The organism is Sphingobacterium sp. GVS05A (genome assembly GCF_019969845.1).
Lineage (GTDB): Bacteria > Bacteroidota > Bacteroidia > Sphingobacteriales > Sphingobacteriaceae > Sphingobacterium.
Genome location: NZ_JAHXYR010000005.1, coordinates 384823 through 403964, shown reverse-complemented (window position 1 = coordinate 403964; position 19142 = coordinate 384823). Strand labels below are relative to the sequence as shown.

Genomic DNA, 19142 nt, shown 5'->3' with positions numbered 1-19142 from the left:
CATTTCTATGATATAGCTTTGTTTTTAACTAAAGGCTTGGTCCAATGGAATTTTAGTCAACTTGTGTCCACATCTTCATTTAATATATATTTGAATTATCTACAATATTTATGAGTCTTATTAAAGATATTTATTCCCTCGATTTCTATCAACTACTTGCGGATCAGTTTAGTCGCGTAAATCCTGATTTCAATAAAGAGCAATTTATTACAAGAATCTTCAGCGCTGATTTCAACGATATGGAATGGAAGCAAAGGACCAAACATACGACACAAACCTTGCACGAATTTATGCCATCCAATTTTCCCGAAGCAATCGCCTTAATCACCCAAGTTGTTGAGAATCTAATTGTGGCAGGATATCGCGGTGGACTTGAATATATTATATTCCCCGACTACATCGAAACTTATGGTATTGATCATTTCGAAACAGCCGTGCGGTCGCTAGAAATAATTACACAATTCATCACTTGTGAATTTGCTGTTCGCCCCTTTATTATCAAATATAGAGAACAGATGATCAGCGTAATGGAACACTGGGCGCAAAGCCCGAATGCACAAGTTCGCCGTTTAGCAAGCGAAGGTATTCGTCCACGACTACCCTGGGCTATGGCTATCCCCTTTCTGAAGAAAGATCCAAGCCCGATTTTGCCGATTTTGGATTTACTAAAAAATGATGTATCAGAAACTGTAAGAAGAAGTGTCGCTAACAATTTAAACGATATCTCTAAAGATAACCCTGATATTTTGCTGGCCATTGCGAAAAATTGGAAAGGGATCAGTAAAGATACAGACGGAATCATTAAACACGGCTGCCGCACATTACTTAAGCAAGGGCATCCAGAGATTTTACACTATTATGGTTTGGACGGAACAGATTTTGAAGTTTCCGATCTACGCATTGAGACACCGTATGTAAAAATTGGTGAATATGTCTTTTTTTCATTTCAGATCGAAAATACACATGCGCAATCAAAACCACTCCGCTTGGAGTATGGATTATATTATCAAAAATCAAATGGTTTAATGTCCCGTAAAGTCTTTAAGATTAGCGAGAAGATCTATCTATCAGCTGAAAAAAATCGGATTGAACGCAGACAATCATTTAAAGTAATAACCACCAGAAAATTCTATATTGGTAAACATAAGATTTCCATTATTGTCAATGGCAGGGAAACATCGGAAATGGAATTTGACTTGATTTGATAATTCTCAAATAACATTTGCGCTGGTTGATTCGGGCTCCAAGTCTCAAGCTAAAACAAAGTGGGCAGTATGATGTTTTTATCCGTAGGTCTCTATTTGAGATGGTATTGATATAAACGTTCCACCGCAAACAACGCTATTATGAAGAAGCTACTTTTGGTTCTATTGTTATTGCTGATTGTGATTTTTATTGGTTTAGTGATCAACACATTGCTCTTCCCTTTCACCAAGACAAAAAAATCCGATGCACAAGCATTCCAGCCCATAAGCAATGATAGCATCTTATCCCGATTAGCTGGGGGAATTAAAATACCATCCGTTTCCAATGGTGACCCCAATTTATTTGTATACGCCCCTTTTGATACTTTTAAGCAGTATATCGCAGCAAGTTATCCGCTTATTCACCAACAATTGGAGATCTATACAGTCCATTCCTATGGTTTAGTTTTTAAACTTAAGGGTAGCAATAGCAATTTATTACCACTCCTATTTTTGTCCCATTATGATGTTGTTCCTCCGGGGTCAGCTGAAATTAAAAACAAATCCGAACATGTTTTCCGTCCTTCAGACAAACCACTCCCCCCAGTTTCCACGATATCAGAAGATTGGGATTATGCCCCTTTTTCTGGTGCAGTAGCAGATGGTCGGATTTATGGGCGCGGAACATTGGATATGAAAGGGATGCTCTTTTCATTACTTGAAGCCATGCAGCAAATACTGCTGGATAAGGAAAGGCCTCAACGTGATATCTACCTTGCGTTTGGTTTTGATGAGGAAGTTGGGGGCGAACTTGGGGCAAGCAAAATTGCTGCAGATTTCCAGCGTAAGGGACTTCGATTCGAAGCTGTCTACGATGAGGGTGGACTCATTATCGAGAAAGGATCTGTTAAAGGAGTTAATTCAGATGTCGCGCTAATTGGCTGTGCCGAAAAGGGGTTCCTGTCTTTAAAGGTTAAAGTTAAAGGTTTAGGTGGACATTCTTCAATGCCACCGTCTGAAACGGCCGTTGGCAAAGCCGCGGTGATCATGCAACGGCTCGAAGAACAGCAGATGAAACCAATGATCAGTCCACTTATTCAGCGTTTTTTCCAACAGATCGGTGGTTCAATGCCATTTGTTTCGCGCTTTGCGATAGCAAATAGATGGTTGATGGAACCTATGCTACTTGCCCAGTTAACCAAAAATCATTCGACCAACGCCTTGGTACGCACCACCACAGCGCTGACGATGATGAAAGGCAGCGATGCCCCCAATGTACTGTCACCAGAAGTCGAATTTGTTGTCAATTTTAGGCTATTGCCCGAAAATACAATTCAGGAAGTTCAAGCACACGTTAAGAAAGCGACAGCGGGATTTAATGTCGAAATAGAACAGGTTGATAATGCCCGGGAGGCCTCCAACGTATCCCCCAGCGATACAAAAGCCTATCAGATGATGGAAGCCTCCATCCGAAAGTTATACCCAGATCTTATTGTTACACCATACCTGACCGTCGGCGGTACAGATGCCGTCAAATACCAAGAGCTCAGTAGGAATATTTACCGATTTATGCCAATCAAAATCAATCATTCCGAACAGCAAAGCATGCACAGTACCAATGAATATATCAGTATCGAAAACTATATGAAAATGATTACGTATTTCTATTATATTATGCGAAATTATGACGGGCAAATACCATCATCTAAATAATGGCTATCTAGTGTAGCACTATGGTTTTCTGAATTTTATGCAAGTATGTAAGCGATTGCTATTAATTTCCGCTTTTAAAAGTCAAAAAATCACGTATGTTTGTAAGAACCAACGATTAAGCAATTGGAACCAAATTTAAAATCAGTAGTCTGGTCGGCTCTTTTTCGATACAGAAGCCTAATGGCATCTATTTCGAAAAGTTTAACAACTTAATAGGAATATAACCAATAGATGCCCGATGGCATTCAAAATCTAAAATAATCCAGAATGAAAATTAAAATTTTAGTCTTCTCCATTTTATGTGTCCTCTTACATGGTAAGAGCATGGGCCAACAAAAGAATGCTCCATTGAAAATAGGTTTAATTGCAGACCCGCAATACGCTGATCAGGACACCAAAGGGAGTCGATTTTACCGCAATTCCCTTTCGAAATTAGATTCAGCAACGACAGCAATAAATGCAACTGGTGTGGATTTTACGGTTATTGTAGGAGATTTAGTCGATGTAGGGACAAAAGATTTGACTCCGGCTTTACGGCATCTGGACAAACTCAAGGCACCAGTTTACAATTTACTTGGCAACCATGATTATGTTGATGTGAAAGACGGCGCCACACTCTACAAGGCTTATCGCATGCCCGCCCCCTACTATACCGTAGAAAAAGGGCATTGGTTATTTATTCTCCTCAACACCAATGAACTTAGCGAATACGCAACATCCGCAACATCAGCGGAGCACTCTGCTTGGCAAGCATTAAATAATCAGCTGAAACTCGAGCAACGGCAAAATACACAACCATGGAATGGTGGCATCAGCACACAACAACTTGCATGGATGGAAAAACAGCTAAAAAAAGCAGAAAAAGATGCTAAGAATGTCATCATCTTTACCCATCATCCCTTATTTCCAGAAAACGGACTTGAAACACTCAACAACAGGGATATACTGGCCGTAATTGAAAAATACCCTCGTGTGAAAGCAGTTATCTCAGGACATCATCATCCCGGTAACTTCGGCAACTATAAAGGGATTCCCATGATTACACTTGAAGGGATGATCGAAACCAGCAATGAAAATGCCTATGGGGTTTTGGAACTATACCTCCACCGAATAGACCTGAAAGGTCAGGGTCGTATGACCTCTAGAAAATTTGATTTTTAATAGCAGAATCACGCCAATATTGGATGATTTGTTAGCTAAGCGTTAGCGTACTGTTAAATTAGATTTGATTCAAATTGCAATTAGATGCCTGTAAAGATATTGAAAGCAAAGTTTTAAAATTATCTTTAAAGTGCTAAATATAATGCGCAACGGATATGGAAAAAATAAGAACTTTTCAGCAATATGAGCTAAACAAAATCAGGAAAAATGTCAAAGATAGCGGACTGCAATTCGAAAAGTTTGGGAGATCTTCAAATATAATGGATTATTCCGATAGAGAAATCAACGAGATGATTCTAGGCATCTATAAAGATAGTAAGCATCTATTGGTCGATGGAGATTATTTTATTGATGTCTCAACAGTGCAGAAAGCGACGTGCATTTTAACTGATATATCCTATTCCCGGAGAATAAAGCTGGATAAAAGCTCCCCGATCAAATTGAAAAATATAAGAAATTTTTATATTCAGGATTATTTCCTGGAGACAAGTGAAGAGTTTTCCAATTCCACTAAACACAAAATAACTGGCTACCTAAAAAAAATAGGCGGTATCAGTCTTGGCAAGGGAAGGTATAATCATGCTTACTCTATTCCAAACGATTTCAAAACCTTCTATACAGGCATTCCAATAGACCTTTTTTACCCAATCCAACATTATATCAATGGATTATTTTTTGGAGATGATTACCATGTATCAAATTTCGAAGTAATCAGTAACTTAACTATTATAGACGAATAGGGCTCTCAATTTCTCATAAAGAGTCTGTCTGTCTCAATCTTCAGTAATGAGTTTATTAGCTCCTATTATTTTCTCTCAAAAGTCAACAGTCCCTTACTTTTTCGTAAATTCAATGCATTGAAATATTATGCGCGCTATGAGAAAAGTAATTGCAGCGATTAATATGAGCCTAGACGGCTTTTGTGATCATACCTTAATGCTTCCAGATGATGAAATTCATCAACATTATACAGACTTATTACGTGAGTCTGGTACAATATTATATGGTAGAATAACCTACCAGCTCATGGAATATTGGCGGGCCTTCCTGAAAACCTCCAGTGGTAATAAATCCTCAGACGAATTTGCACATGTCATGAATGCGATACCAAAAGTCGTCTTTTCAAGAACCCTAAAAAATCTGGATTGGGATAGTGCAAGACTGGCAAACCGAACTATCGTTGACGAACTTCTGGCACTTAAACAGTTACCGGGCAAAGATATTTTGATAGGTAGTCCTAGTCTAATTGTCGCATTAACAAAAAGCGACCTTATAGACGAGTATCAAATTTGTATTCATCCCGTTATCGCTGGAAATGGTTTGCCTTTGTTCAATAACATAAACAGAAAAATACAGCTGACATACCTAAAGACAAAAACCTTTGCTGGCGGTGCTACAATTCTATATTACAAACCTGCTCACCAATAAACAATCGTATACTCATCTTGTTGTAAACGACTCCCTCCATTGGTCTGTATACTATTTAAAGATGTCCATACTTTCGTCATAAACAGGGCTCTGTATATTTAAGAAGTTCAGAACACTGTGAAATACATGGTTCTGGGTCAATATTTCATTGGGTTTTAGCTCTTTTGCTGGATCAGAAACCCAAACGATAAAAGGAATATCATATTGCTCCTTAGGTGCGATACTCATTGGTAATCCATGCATATATAAATTGTTTTCACCTAAAGATTCACCATGATCAGATACAAAAAGCATAGCACTTTGGTATTCCTTCAACTCTTTTAAATCTTCTATCAAGCGGTTTAAAATATAATCGGTATACACAATGGTATTGTCATAAGCGTTGACGAGTTCCTCTTTAGAACATTTACCCAACTCTACACTATTACAAACTGGCTTAAACATTTCAAATTGAGCAGGATATTTTTTGCTATAAGTCGGACCATGACTTGTACTTGTGTGTAACACAATAAATATCTTATCCTTTTTACTCGCTAATATCTGCTCCTTTAATCCTGCCAGAAGAACCTCATCATAGCTACAGTCCTCGCCTTGACAATTCGATGTTAATTGTTCTGCTTTTTTGTAATCCTTGATGTGAACCGGAGGTTCTCCCCAGTTGGAAGTTCTCCAGACAACATCTACATCATTCCTGAATAGATAATTTGGTAATATCTCATATAAATCTCCGCTATTTTTATGTTCCAAAATACATTTCACACCAGCGGTTGTATAAGTGGAACAGGAGGTCGCTTCAAAATGATGTAAATTCGGGATCTTGGATAGTAAGGGATTTGTATTTTTCTTATAACCGTACAACGAAAAATTCTGACTTCTAGCAGATTCACCTATTACCAAAACAACAACAGACTTTTTGTTATCCATTATTTTGGCATCTGGAAGCAAGATTTCCTTTTTACTTTCCTGCTGCTGATGAATATAAAAACGACTGAAGTTTACCGTATAAGACCAAGGCATCGCTAACCCTCCCAATATCTTTGAATTTTTATCGATCCATAACCAATTACTCGCGTTCGCAAAAATCAGAATGATAATAAACAATAGGCTGAGCGCAGAAGTAATAAGAAAACGCTTTAATTTCACATTCTCTATTTTCACTTTCGCAATATAGATACTGGGCAGGATACCCAATAAAACGACATATAAAATCAGTTTAATTGAGAAAAAACTACTCGACTCCCCGTAATTGGTATTGAGGATATTCCCCACCATCGTTTCATCTATGATGACACTATAGGTATTGATAAAGTAAACCGCGATAGAACTGCCAATGAAAAAGAAGATCAGCAAGACTTTGCCAACTAGACGTGACAGAAAAAATATTAAATAGAGTACAAAAGCATTCAAAACCAGCATTAGGATCACTAAGCTTAGGATCAGAACAATGCCATTCAGACTTTTATAATCGATATTATTAAAAACAAAGGAAAAAAAAGGGAGATGGAAAAATATAAAATTAAGAACACTCATCAATAACACGAATTGAGTTATCTTTAGGTTATTTTTTAGCTTAAACATTGTTGTTTTATAAAGTGAAATAACTATGTTCGCCAACGAAAAAGCAAGAAAAACATCAAATTTCCGTCAACTATTCCGATGATTAATATCGTGCCGAAAATAAGAAATAATAAAATAAAAAACGGATAAAATTTCTTAATATTAATCGATACCAGATTCATAAAAAACCACCCCACCCCGCGTATGACTGATTCCCGAAAATGCGCCTTAAAAGCTTTAGCCTAATCTTTAGAACACAGAATAAGCTAAAGCGTGGCTTATTTTAAATTTATAAGCTAAAAATGTTCAAAAAGTTTTCCAATTCTTCTATCGGAACCTGGTTTGCTGAAGCGACAACAGCATAACGATTGCCCTCTAAGTATTGTATACTCGTCAAGCCATCGCTTTCGAACATACTCCAGTCAAATGAGACTAACCATCCCTTATAATTTTTAACTGCTGACTTGTCTTCCGGTGTATAAATTTCTTTCAGTTCTAAATAATTCAATAGATTAGCTTTCACCTGCTCTGATCCAGGTCCCGCACCATCTGTTATCATGAGATAAATATTCCCCCCATCCTTTGCATAGTTGGCCGAGGCAAAGGAGCCAGTTTCCGGGTCTTCAAATGCCTGAACTTCCGTCAGTTTAAATCCATTGATCTCTTTTTTAAACTTTGCTTCAAAATCAGTCGTACGGATAGGTTTAAGTTTCTTTAATTCTTTCACCAAATTCTCCACTTTTGTCGAATCCGAATTAATCTGCACGTTTTCAAAAGAATGAACAGCTTGTTGATGGCCAGAAACAATATTGTAACGCATCATAAGCGCTAATCCGACACCTAACGTTGCCACCCCTAAATAAAAAGATTTCATATTGATATAAATATTTTAAATGTCAGGCTACACAAAAAACGCACCAATCCCCATCTAGACCAAAATCTTTGGCAATTATTTGATCCGCATTTTACACAATCCAATTATTATAAATAACTTATGAATCTTAAATCTTGTCCGAGAGAATTCTTTTTTTAATTCGGACCATCTTATGCTATCGGATAACTGAAATTTTATGATTATCGTCACGAGCGACTTCGATAACAGCATTTTCCGCAGTGATCTTAGAGTGGATTTTACAATTACATTGATTATTAAGAAATAAAAGGGAGTAAAATGCGTGTTTTTTGAAAGCTCCCGACTTTCCTAAATAGAATTTAGATATTTTGCACAATATCAATAAAACCAATCGGTTGTAGATTTCAAACTACAGTTTCAACGACTAGGATTGAGGTTATTATAATGGGCATGACTTTTGCCAAATTAAATTTATAAGTAATAAATAAAAAAATCATGAGAAGAACACCCTATACTACAACTGTCATCGTTTTATTGATACTATGTGTGGTCGTATTGATGACAACTTGCGCTAGAATTGTGTAAATGTTGGTGCAAATTCGGATCAGGCAAACAATTCAATAAAAGACCAGGTGCATCCAGAACCCCTAGTCCTTTACTGCTTTATGTCTGAAAATAGCTAACAGCCTATGCTTACTCCATTCGAGATAACTGCATTTTTCTTTACAACAACGATGCCGTCACAGATTGCATGCGTCTGAAAATCCCCATCTTCCAGATGTGGTCCTCCTTTTATTCTGACGTCGTTGCCAATCCTACAGTTCTTATCTAAAATAGCATTTTCGATATAACAACGCTCTCCAACACCAACAGGTGGAGGTTTTTGGGTATTCCCCAATTCGATGACTTCCTCAAGTTGTTCATAATGATCTGAGCCCATCATATAAGTCGATTTAATTACTGTCCCCTCACCAATACGGGATCGTATGCCAATCACAGAGCGTTCGAGCTTATCTGCATTGAGGATACAGCCATCAGCAATAACTGTGTTATTAAGTGTTGTTCCCGAAACCTTAGACGGAGGTAACATACGCGCTCGCGTAAATACAGTTTCATCAAACAAATTAAAATCAGGAACATCTGCAGTCAATCCAATATTGGCATCGAAAAATGATTTTATCGTTCCAATATCTGTCCAATAGCCATCGAACTGGTAGCTCAGTACTTTGTACTTGTTGATCGCATCCGGTAATATTTCCTTCCCAAAGTCCATACCTGGATTGGCAAGCAGTAAATTGAGCAAAACACCTTTTGAAAAAATATAAATCCCCATCGATGCCAGATAATTCCGTCTGCATTTCGCCATCTCACTGGACACTTCTGAAGACCAATTCAACACCTCTTCTTTATTGGGTTTTTCGGTGAAAGCTGTAATTACATTTGCTTCATTCGCTTTGAGAATACCAAACCCGGTTGCATCACTTACATTGACAGGAATGGTCGCAATTGTGATATGTCCGCCATTCTGCACATGAAAGTCGACCAAAGCGGAATAATCCATTTGATAGAGTTGGTCTCCTGACAAGACCAATACGTAATCGTAGTCAACATTTAATAGGTGTTTGTGTGTACGTCTCACGGCATCAGCGGTGCCCTGAAACCACCGATCTCCCTCGTTCGTTTGTTCAGCAGCCAGAATATCAACGAAACCTTTACTAAAAATGCTGAAATTATACGCATTTTTGATGTGTGTATTCAAAGAAGCTGAATTGAACTGTGTTAAAACGAATATCTTATTATATCCAGAATTTAAACAATTCGAAATAGGAATATCGACCAATCGATATTTCCCAGCAATAGGAACAGCTGGCTTAGAACGCTGTTGTGTCAATGGATAAAGTCGAGACCCTCTACCCCCTCCCAAAATAAGGGAAACTACTTTGTGTGCCATACCTCAAATTAAATAATTGGTTTGTAAATCTAATTAAATCGAACGCATCCATCCCTGGATCTATATGACAATCCGCTTGTTCATATTTACCCCTATCGTATGTCAAGTACCGGATATTCTTCTTTTGTTTAATTTGATGCAATTGGTTATTACTAATAGCCCTGCTTACCGCCTTTTTTAGGCTAAGCTACGCTACCTAAATATAATAAAATTAATCTTCGAAACAAAAAAACATTACCCAATCTGATCCATTCATATACTTAAAAATAGATAAGCAAAATAAGCCTGACATCCAAACGGTATCATCCTGACACCACCCAAACACTATGAAATAGATTTTTTTAGCGTGATAACCGTAATCTCTGGCCATACACCTATCCTACCCTTGAGTCCATGATAGCCAAAGCCACGGTTGACATACAAGTATTTGCCTTGTTTTTGATATAATCCAGCCCATTGTTCATAGAAATATTGTATCGGGCTCCATTTAAATCCTAACAACTCTATACCAAATTGCATCCCATGTGTATGCCCGGCCAATGTCAGATGCACATGCTTTTCGTGATCTAAAGTCACATGATCCCAATGAGAAGGATCATGTGACATCAATATGTTAAAAGAGTCCGCAGACAGACCGGATGTTGCTTTACTTAAGTCTCCATATTGATGAAAACCTCCCTTTCCCCAGTTTTCAACACCGATCAATGCAATGCTAGCATCCCCTTTTCGAATTGCAATAGATTCATTCATCAACAGCTGAAATCCCATCTCTCCATGAATTTCTTTCAACCTAATAAAATTAGATGCTTTCAATTCAGCACTATCCCATTGTGTATAATCTCCATAATCATGATTTCCGAGTACAGAATATTTACCAAACGGAGCTTTTAGCGAAGTGAAATCTGAAATCCAGGATTCCATTTCAGCGGCTCTATTATTGACGAGGTCCCCTGTAAACAGGAGAAGATCACTATCCTGAGCATTCGCTAGTGCGATGCCTTTTCGGACTCCATTAACATCCGATAAGCTTCCAGAATGAATATCCGAAATCTGTGTGATTTTAAATCCATCAAATGCATCTGGCAGATCCGGAAAACTTAAAACTTCCTCCCTTACCCGATATAAATGTCGCCCTCTTGTGAGGCCATAAATAATAATTAAAACAAACAGTAAAGCCAGTACAATCACAAATTCGCTTAGATAAGTACTTCTTGGAGGAAATCCCTGTAATAGTCGTACCAAGTCCTCCGCCAATAGGATTGGAAAGGCTGGCAATTTTGGAATAAATACGATCAAAAAAGAAGTAACCAGATCTCCTGCCAGTCGCTGAATATCTTTGCCCTGTTGCCGAAGAAAAATCAGGGTAAACACCCCGATAAGCAGCAATACATCTAGATACCAATAAATTTTGTGTAAAAATGGAGTATGAATAACGGTAGTGAATGCCTGAAAGAAATAAGCATCACCAATTACAAACAGCATTAGTATGAGCAATAACCTCTTCGCCATGTTTCAAATCGTTTAAATCTAAACAGGCGAATGATATGCCAAAAAATGCTGATGACGAAATGAACGGTTCTTTAAATAGAATATTGATATCTGTATGACAATGTCTGTCATAATCAGTTGAATTTCTTTGTCATAATTGACAGAGTGGCATAGCGCAATACTGTCCCCTTATCAAGCTTCGGTCGGATTTTTTTCGTTCTCTCCATAAGCCCAAGAGAGAATTGTTTTAACCGCATTGCGAATTCGGTCTAAACCATCAGCGTTAAGCTCAATCTCACAAAAAGTACTTTCTGTATTTATAGAATGTAATACCAGATAATAGATCCCAGCAGTCAGAATACTACTAATAGCCCGCAAATCGACATTTTTACCTTCCATTTCCTTATCGGCAAAAGCGAAAAACAAAGCACTCATCTTTTCCCGTTCTCTTGTAATCTGGGACATAATCTCAGATTTTTCACTGATCTGCCAAAGAACAGCTTTTTGCATTTCGGTATTCTCTAGAAAGCTATCCATTTGGTTTATTAACAATGATTCGAGAAAGCCCTTTGAGCCCTCGGTTGGGGCAGTACCAAAATATTCAACAGCACCCAGCGTAGCAGCCACCCAATAGTCTTTACTTCTGATGTATGTTTCAACCAAATTGTCAACGGAGCCGAAGTAAAGTGAAATGAGCTTCCTGTCAACACCTGCAATTTTAGAAATATTAGCAATTGTTAAGCCCGTATACCCCTTATCTCTAAGAACCTGACCAACAGACAAAATAAGTTTGTTCATGGTACGTTCTTTATCATTCTTTTCTCCTTTATAAGTTTTACGCATATGTTATTGATATGGTATTGATCTGAATCCCTAAAATTAAGCATTCCTATCAATATAATAAATAATTAAAGATTATAAGATTAATTTATCTTGATTTTTTTAGGCTTACAACCTTACTGATATCTTCCAGTGTATTTAATACCTTGTCCAAATGTTCCTTTGTATGAGTAGCCATCAGACTTGTGCGGATACGGGCATCTTTCTTTGCCACACCAGGATAGACAATACAATTTGCATAAACACCGTTTTGTAATAACATGCGCGACACCTGAGCTGTTCTAATTGGATCACCGATCTTTATTGGAATAATTGGAGATGCCGACCTACCAATATCAACACCAAGAGACAACAGTCCTTCTTTAAAATAAGCCACATTGTCACTGAGTCTTGTTCGCCAATAAGGCTCTTCGTCTATTAAATCAATGGCTTTCAATAAACCGAAACTTGCGGGGGTCGATGTAGAGGAAAATACCTGCTGCCTGGATTGATAACGAAGGTAATTAATGATTTCTGGCGTTGAAACTATAAACCCCCCTATATGACCAAACGCTTTACTCAAAGTACCAGCAATAATGTCTACTTTATCCAAAAGATTATAGGCTTCAATGGTTCCCCTACCTTTATCCCCCATTACACCTATTCCATGCGCATCATCCACCATTAAATAGGCACCATACTTCCTGGTCAATATATAAATTTCATCCATCGTGGCTAAATCACCATTTTGGGAATATACACCGTCGACGATCACCAACTTAGTTCTGAACTTATTCTCCGCGTCAGCCAACGCACGTTCAAGATGAATCATACTATTATGTGGAAATCGCTTGACATTTGTATTCAATAAGCCCTCATAAACACTTGCATGTACTTCCATATCAACAATAGCACAGTCCTCCTGTTTCAACAAGCTCAATAAAGTAGAACTATTTGCGGTATATCCAGTTGTAAAAACGATACTCGAACCGTCCGGACGATTGAAAAATTCACAAATCTTCTCTTCCAATGCGACATGGTATTCATGATGACCTCCTATTAACGGCGATGCTCCAGCCCCTGTGCCATATTTTTCTATCCCAGCTATTGCCGCAGCTTTCACTTTCGGATGTTGGGAAAAATTAAGGTAATCGTTTGACACAAGACTTATGCACTCTGTTGGTTTCTCTAAAAATGGTGAACTTACTATAGCGGTCGGCCCACAGCCTTGTGTTATAAATCTAAAGTTAAGATGCTGATTTTCTTTCATATAATTGATATAGGAATTGAAATACTTTGCAGTATCCATCATATCAAAACCAGCAATATTCTCAAATTCTTTGAAACTTGCTGTTGCAAAATCAATGTGTTCGTTAATTTCCATAGATATTTTTTTAGGTATTCATAATAATACCATAAATATAAAGTAAAAAACAGATCACCCATCTGCTCAGAGAGCCATTTGCTGGAAATTTTTGATGATATATTTAGGACATACCGGAACACGCCGGTCTATGAAAGTCGAATTTTAACACAAACAGCCTAGGGCGGGCTGAAGTTCTCAATAAAGAAATAAAACTTAGATCATATTGTAAGAAAAGCTATTTTAAACAACAGTGGTAGCCCCTACAGCTACCACTGTTAAATTATACACCTACCTACAGTATACATATCATATTTACATTTTTATATAGAAATACTCCCCTATAAAAGCTTACTCAGATCGCGCATTCAAGCTGAATAAGTAGAAAATGTTCTAACGATATACAAATATAGAAAAATAAAATTTCCCTTGTATGTCAAAATTAAAAAAAAATATAAAAATACTTGCACAGTCCTTGTGAGACAAGTTTTATACAAAACGAATATACATGTTTGAACTTTGTAACTATAGTTACTATATTTTTTCATTCCTATAAGAAAATAACATAGCCAACCTATATTCGAACAATAAATTTTCTCAAAACAAGGAATATTATAAATTATTGTTATAAATTTGAATAGTGAAAAAGGCTAAAATAACCAATTGTTACTTTATGCTATATTTTCATATGAATTAGCAAATGGATTAATCATTAATGCCGTATAGTGTATTGAAAGAAAAATGGCCACTAATCTGTTGATTTGTAGCCATTTATGATAGGTATACTGTAGGGTGCTGCGTAATAATTCTGTAAATCTAAGAAAAATACTGCAAAACATTTCTTTTTCGTAAAAAAAAATGTTTAAAACACAGATGAAATTAGTAATAATACAGATAATAATTTCCTTAAAAACTTTTGACTACTCCATAGGAATACCTATTTTGCTCCCATATTATTTCTTGAATTATTATGACAGTACACCTAAAAAATAACACATGAAATTTCATTCTACCAACTACATAGACACATTTATTGAAGTAGCTGAAGATACACAAGTATCCAAAGGAACAGTACCTCCTATAAGAAATAGAAAGACAATAGCGGAAATGCAATATGAGCTGATCACAGAGTTTCCATATAGATACACTTCCGATGAACTTCTTTTTCAGATTTATGCAGATCGCAATGCACTTAATGAAGCAGACTATCAAGAGGCGAAGAATATATTCTTTTCAAAAGGGCAAGCTTGCCTACGTGCATCTCCACTTACAAAAACCTATGGGTTTGGAATCCATAGTAATCACGAAGGCAAACTAGCAGGCTATGGAATGGAAACTAAAGAGTATCTTAATTTTATAAATGATGCGACCATAAAGAAAGTGAAGGCGATGAAATCAAACAAATAGCGGTTCACCCCGACAAAGTGGACGATTATCTTAATTGTTGTCGCATCATATAGTCTTCCTATTGGTTTAAGAAGATGATCAATATCTTATTGGGCAATCTTTGCTTTGTCTTTCGAAGTAAATGCTTTTATAATGACTGGTGCCGTTGCTATCAAAACGATAACGATAATAACAAGCTCCAGATTCTCCTTCACCCATACATTCTCACCTAACAAATAACCAAGGGTAACCAAGCTCCCTGACCAGACAACCGCACCAATCACATTGTACAACACAAATTTTCTGAACTCCATCCCAACAATACCAGCGACAATTGGTGCAAAAGTCCGAACAATAGGAAGAAACCTTGCAAGCACAATAGCACCTCCACCCCTTTTTTCGTAAAACTCCTGTGCTTTAAAGATATAGCTCTTTTTGAAAAACCAGCTGTCCTCCATGCTCATGATTCTTTTCCCAAAGACCTTCCCACACCAATATCCAACAAAGTTACCCAGAATTGCAGCCAACGATACAAGCACGATCCAATATAGTAAGGTAGGTACCTGTTCTGAAGGCGAAATGCTCATATTGGAAACAATCATTCCTGCAATAAAAAGAATAGGATCTCCAGGAAGGAAAAAGCCAATGAGTATACCTGTCTCAGCAAAAATAATAAACAACAGAAGATACAAACCTCCATGGGAAACAATCCAGTCTGGATTTGTGAGGTTATTTAGAAATTCAAAAAAAACATCCATCAAATAAGTCGAATAATATCAAAAACAAAAATAGTCGGCCGCTCTTCCACCGATGACCTGACGCGTTAATTCTATCACTTGTATCAAAATAAGATACAAGTGAAAAAATAAATTTTTAAAGCATCCAGCAATCAGTTAAACCTGCTTACAGCCCGAATATCTTATAGCCATGTGATCTCTAATTAAAGGCGCAAGATAGAAAATCGCTTGCAATTGTAGGCAATTTTTCATACTTATTTTTGGAACAAAATGTCATGTTTTGTAAAAGCCCAACTCACAGGGATATTTTGGAGAGGAAGATAGCGATCTTAATGAGTCGGTAGGTCTGCGAAGACCCTCTTCAGCATATTTTGTAATTCCTCAGCCCTTAGATTACGGGCGATTATTTTACCATCTGGATCAAGCAGAAAACTGGCAGGAATAGCATTAATTCCATAAATTTTTGCTGCATAACTGTCCCAGCCCCCTAGATCCGAAACCTGAGCCCATAATAGGCTATCTCCTTTTATTGCCTCAATCCAGGCATCTTTCCGCGCCGCATCGTCCAGAGAGATTCCCAGTATCTCAAATCCTTTATCATGATATTTTTGATAAGCTTTTACCAGGTTGGGATTTTCCGCACGACAAGGGCCACACCAGCTCGCCCAAAAATCTATGAGTAAATACTTTCCCGAAAAATCCGAAATTTTGATGGTTTTCCCCGCCGGGTTTTTGAGCGTTAGGTCTGGCGCCTGTTGCCCGACTTTGGTTTTGGACTGGGCTTCCAACTGCAACGGAATTACCTTACCCAACGGACTTTCTTTTAACCTAATCGCAAGACCATCAAACGCTGACTTGGCCGATGCATAAAATTTCTCCTGCCCTGCAACAAAACTTAAACCAATTACACTGAGGTATGAATCGGGATGGTTCTTAGCAAAATCCAGATAGGCACTGTAGTTTTCATCCATAAGATTCTTTTCCCGTGCGAGAAACTGGGCAAATATGACAGAATCTTTCTGTTGTTCTGGTGGAAGTTTGGCAAATTCTTTATTTAATGCGTCGAATTTATTGTCAACAGTTTTTTTCATCTCTAGGAGCTCCGCATTTTCCGTATTGAGTTTGGAGCCATTCAAAACAATATTTTTTAGTGAATCCTTCGCATTCATCTCGATCTGAGCAGCTTCCAAATAAAAGCGTAAGTAATCCAGTTTTTCACCGGGCTGTAGCTTGTTCACGTAGGGATTTTTATGGAGATAAAGCGCAGAATAAACCGGATACGCGAGCTGCCCCCTAAAGCTAAAGTGTCCCCCTTTGGTTTCTGTGGAATCTACAAACGAAACACCATCGCTATTATAAACCAGAAAAAGCTTACTGCCATCTTTCAGCTGATCTACCTTGCCTGTAATGAAGTAATGTGTCTGAGCAAAGGTCAAAATAGGAAATAGCAAAAACATCGATAAACACCGTAAAGAAGTTCTCATAAAGCTTCCCTTAAATCTATTAATCAAACAATTACTAAAAATAATAAATTTATTTCGATCAAACGAATATTTAAATATCCTGAGATATGCGTGTATTGGAAAATAGCTTTTTCACGACAGCAATCAATTGCTCAACCTGTTTCATATCACCCCCAATTGGAACAGCTATATGCGAATCTTTCAAACCATACAATGTCGGATCTTTTATCTTCAAAAACATTTCGCATTTACTCTTTCCAAGGTGGCGTTTAAAATTAATTTCCTGAATATCATTGATAAAGACAAACTGATAATCACTCATGTATATCCCGTTAGGAGCCAACTTAATGGTTGTTTTCTCTGTAAATGGAATCAGTAGAAATTTTCCACCAATAAATAAGACGAAAACACCGAAGATTGATTTCTCGTAAATCATACCAATTCCTGAAAAGCAAATAATTGATCCAAAAATCATCGTCGCTAATATACTTGAACTTACAGTATATGTCTCTTTGTAATTTATTGTGGCTTTACTCAAGGAGCGCTGATGAACAGCTTTGTACTTTTGTACAAACTCCCCTTTTTTGGTATCTTTCTTCCATTCCAGAAAATAATATAAATTGATCAGGGTTAAGCCAATTGCACAAAAGCTTAATCCTGTCGATTTCATATCGAACGGATAATACAACAAAAGATTGGTTACAATATACAATACATTGTAACCAATGACCCTATAAACCTTTTTACTATCCATTCAGTGTCTTTCAATTATCCGCAAAGATAATCATTTCAGCTTATCATTCGTCCCTTAAACAACCCACGGAATTAGCCAATGAAGCACTACCGGACAGCAAAAAAATTAATGCTTCAACCTACCTTTACATACTTAACTTACGTATATTTAATATCACAACTAAGTCATTCGAGATGTCAACTCCACTAGTACAATTATGGTTATATAACGATTGGGCGAATAACTTGCTCATCGACAAAATGAAACTGGAAGCCGAAAAAATGCCTTCCGTGTGTTTACGATTATTCAGTCATATAATGAATGCACAGCTGATATGGTTATATCGACTGAATGGCGAAAAACCTCCCGTAGGTGTTTGGGATGAACATAGTCTATTAACATGTGAACAATACCATCAACTGGCTTCTTCGGGATTTAAGGAAAAGGTCTACGCTGATGCGGCTGAGCTCCCAGCAATCATATCCTATACCAATACGAAGAATGAACAGTTCCAAAATTCATTTGGAGACATCCTCTTACATGTATTTAATCATGGTACTTATCACAGAGCGCAAATAGCCTCAGAAATGAGAAGAAATGGAATTGATCCGATCAACACGGATTATATTTCGTTTGTTCGAATATAATGTTGGTATCATAAGTAGAAATTAATAAAAGCGCTATTTCATAGAATGAGTTTCAAACATTACTTTAAGGCTGGTTTGACATGGTTTTACCAGGAACAGTCTACATCCCTACCAAAGGTATATAACAAGAGCCATCGGATTTCCTTCCAGGGAAAGGCAGATTTACAGGTCTCAGCGGCAAAGGCTTTCAAGGGTGACCCAAGATTATATAACCCCGAAGATCTCTTACTTAGTAGCCTTGTTTCCTGCCATATGATGTCTTATCTATATGTATGTTCCAAAAATAACATTGAAGTGATTTCGTACACGGACAATGCGGAGGCGGTATTAGAAACCAGCCCTGATGCAAGTGGCAGATTTGTGCAGGTTGATCTGTTTCCAGAAGTCGTTATTTCAGATCCTGATAAAATAGCATTGGCGGCATCACTACATCACGAAGCAAATCAACTTTGCTTTATCGCCAATTCCTGTAACTTCCCCGTACGACATCATGCTATTTGCCGCACTATTTAAGCGCTGCAAACCGGTGGAAGACAACTTATTTTTTCCAGTAGATTTGAACCTTACAACATGCATAATGACATTATCGACCAACTTTCTCAATTAGTCCAATAGTTTACCACAGATTAACCTTTTAAATTTAGGTGAATTTTTTCAGG

17 protein-coding genes are annotated in these 19142 nt (G+C 37.4%); 8 read left to right on the top strand and 9 right to left on the bottom strand.

The window, feature by feature from the left end; translation table 11 throughout:
• Positions 1-110: 110 nt before the first annotated feature.
• The 5 genes from LC454_RS15205 to LC454_RS15185 all read left to right on the top strand — a co-directional run bounded on the left by LC454_RS15205 (position 111) and on the right by LC454_RS15185 (position 5486).
• Entirely contained in the window at positions 111-1205 is a 1095-nt protein-coding gene (locus tag LC454_RS15205; RefSeq protein ID WP_223583337.1) for a DNA alkylation repair protein, read from the top strand.
• Positions 1206-1346: 141 nt separating this feature from the next.
• Positions 1347-2897 (top strand): M20/M25/M40 family metallo-hydrolase, encoded by a 1551-nt coding sequence (locus tag LC454_RS15200; protein WP_223583336.1) that lies wholly within the window; start codon positions 1347-1349, stop codon positions 2895-2897.
• Between the two features lie 267 nt (positions 2898-3164).
• On the top strand, positions 3165-4058 hold the full coding sequence (locus LC454_RS15195) for a metallophosphoesterase (RefSeq protein WP_223583335.1): 894 nt from the start codon (positions 3165-3167) through the stop codon (positions 4056-4058).
• 155 nt (positions 4059-4213) lie between these two features.
• On the top strand, positions 4214-4798 hold the full coding sequence (locus LC454_RS15190) for a hypothetical protein (RefSeq protein WP_172394064.1): 585 nt from the start codon (positions 4214-4216) through the stop codon (positions 4796-4798).
• A 136-nt stretch (positions 4799-4934) separates the two neighbouring features.
• On the top strand, positions 4935-5486 hold the full coding sequence (locus tag LC454_RS15185) for a dihydrofolate reductase family protein (protein WP_223583334.1): 552 nt from the start codon (positions 4935-4937) through the stop codon (positions 5484-5486).
• Positions 5487-5537: 51 nt separating this feature from the next.
• Here LC454_RS15185 and eptA read toward each other — a convergent pair whose 3' ends face one another.
• From eptA to LC454_RS15155, 6 genes are all read right to left on the bottom strand, one after another.
• Positions 5538-7064 (bottom strand): phosphoethanolamine--lipid A transferase EptA, encoded by a 1527-nt coding sequence (gene eptA / locus LC454_RS15180; RefSeq protein WP_223583333.1) that lies wholly within the window; start codon positions 7062-7064, stop codon positions 5538-5540.
• A 268-nt stretch (positions 7065-7332) separates the two neighbouring features.
• Entirely contained in the window at positions 7333-7917 is a 585-nt protein-coding gene (locus tag LC454_RS15175; RefSeq protein ID WP_223583332.1) for a hypothetical protein, read from the bottom strand.
• Between the two features lie 658 nt (positions 7918-8575).
• Positions 8576-9847: a glucose-1-phosphate adenylyltransferase gene (locus tag LC454_RS15170; protein WP_223583331.1), complete on the bottom strand. Its 1272-nt coding sequence runs from the start codon at positions 9845-9847 to the stop codon at positions 8576-8578.
• A 324-nt stretch (positions 9848-10171) separates the two neighbouring features.
• A complete protein-coding gene (locus LC454_RS15165; RefSeq protein ID WP_223583330.1) occupies positions 10172-11356 on the bottom strand; it encodes a metallophosphoesterase in 1185 nt (394 codons plus the stop codon).
• A gap of 171 nt (positions 11357-11527) precedes the next feature.
• On the bottom strand, positions 11528-12178 hold the full coding sequence (locus LC454_RS15160) for a TetR/AcrR family transcriptional regulator (RefSeq protein WP_223583329.1): 651 nt from the start codon (positions 12176-12178) through the stop codon (positions 11528-11530).
• Between the two features lie 85 nt (positions 12179-12263).
• Positions 12264-13538, bottom strand: coding sequence for an aminotransferase class I/II-fold pyridoxal phosphate-dependent enzyme (locus tag LC454_RS15155; protein ID WP_223583328.1), 1275 nt, complete (start codon positions 13536-13538; stop codon positions 12264-12266).
• A 975-nt stretch (positions 13539-14513) separates the two neighbouring features.
• On the opposite strand from LC454_RS15155, the gene LC454_RS15150 reads away from it, so the two are divergent.
• Positions 14514-14924, top strand: coding sequence for a DUF6157 family protein (locus tag LC454_RS15150; protein ID WP_223583327.1), 411 nt, complete (start codon positions 14514-14516; stop codon positions 14922-14924).
• An 86-nt stretch (positions 14925-15010) separates the two neighbouring features.
• On the opposite strand, the gene LC454_RS15145 is transcribed toward LC454_RS15150, so the two are convergent.
• The 3 genes from LC454_RS15145 to LC454_RS15135 form a co-directional block, all read right to left on the bottom strand.
• Positions 15011-15661, bottom strand: a complete 651-nt coding sequence (locus LC454_RS15145; protein WP_223583326.1) for a DedA family protein — start codon at positions 15659-15661, stop codon at positions 15011-15013.
• A 308-nt stretch (positions 15662-15969) separates the two neighbouring features.
• Positions 15970-17097: an AhpC/TSA family protein gene (locus LC454_RS15140; RefSeq protein ID WP_223583325.1), complete on the bottom strand. Its 1128-nt coding sequence runs from the start codon at positions 17095-17097 to the stop codon at positions 15970-15972.
• A 97-nt stretch (positions 17098-17194) separates the two neighbouring features.
• Positions 17195-17857, bottom strand: coding sequence for a hypothetical protein (locus LC454_RS15135; protein WP_223583324.1), 663 nt, complete (start codon positions 17855-17857; stop codon positions 17195-17197).
• A 173-nt stretch (positions 17858-18030) separates the two neighbouring features.
• Here LC454_RS15135 and LC454_RS15130 point away from each other — a divergent pair, with 173 nt between their 5' ends.
• Both LC454_RS15130 and LC454_RS15125 read left to right on the top strand, forming a co-directional pair.
• On the top strand, positions 18031-18483 hold the full coding sequence (locus LC454_RS15130; protein ID WP_223583323.1) for a DinB family protein: 453 nt from the start codon (positions 18031-18033) through the stop codon (positions 18481-18483).
• A 45-nt stretch (positions 18484-18528) separates the two neighbouring features.
• Positions 18529-18996, top strand: a complete 468-nt coding sequence (locus LC454_RS15125) for an OsmC family protein (protein ID WP_223583322.1) — start codon at positions 18529-18531, stop codon at positions 18994-18996.
• The last annotated feature ends 146 nt before the right edge of the window (positions 18997-19142 follow it).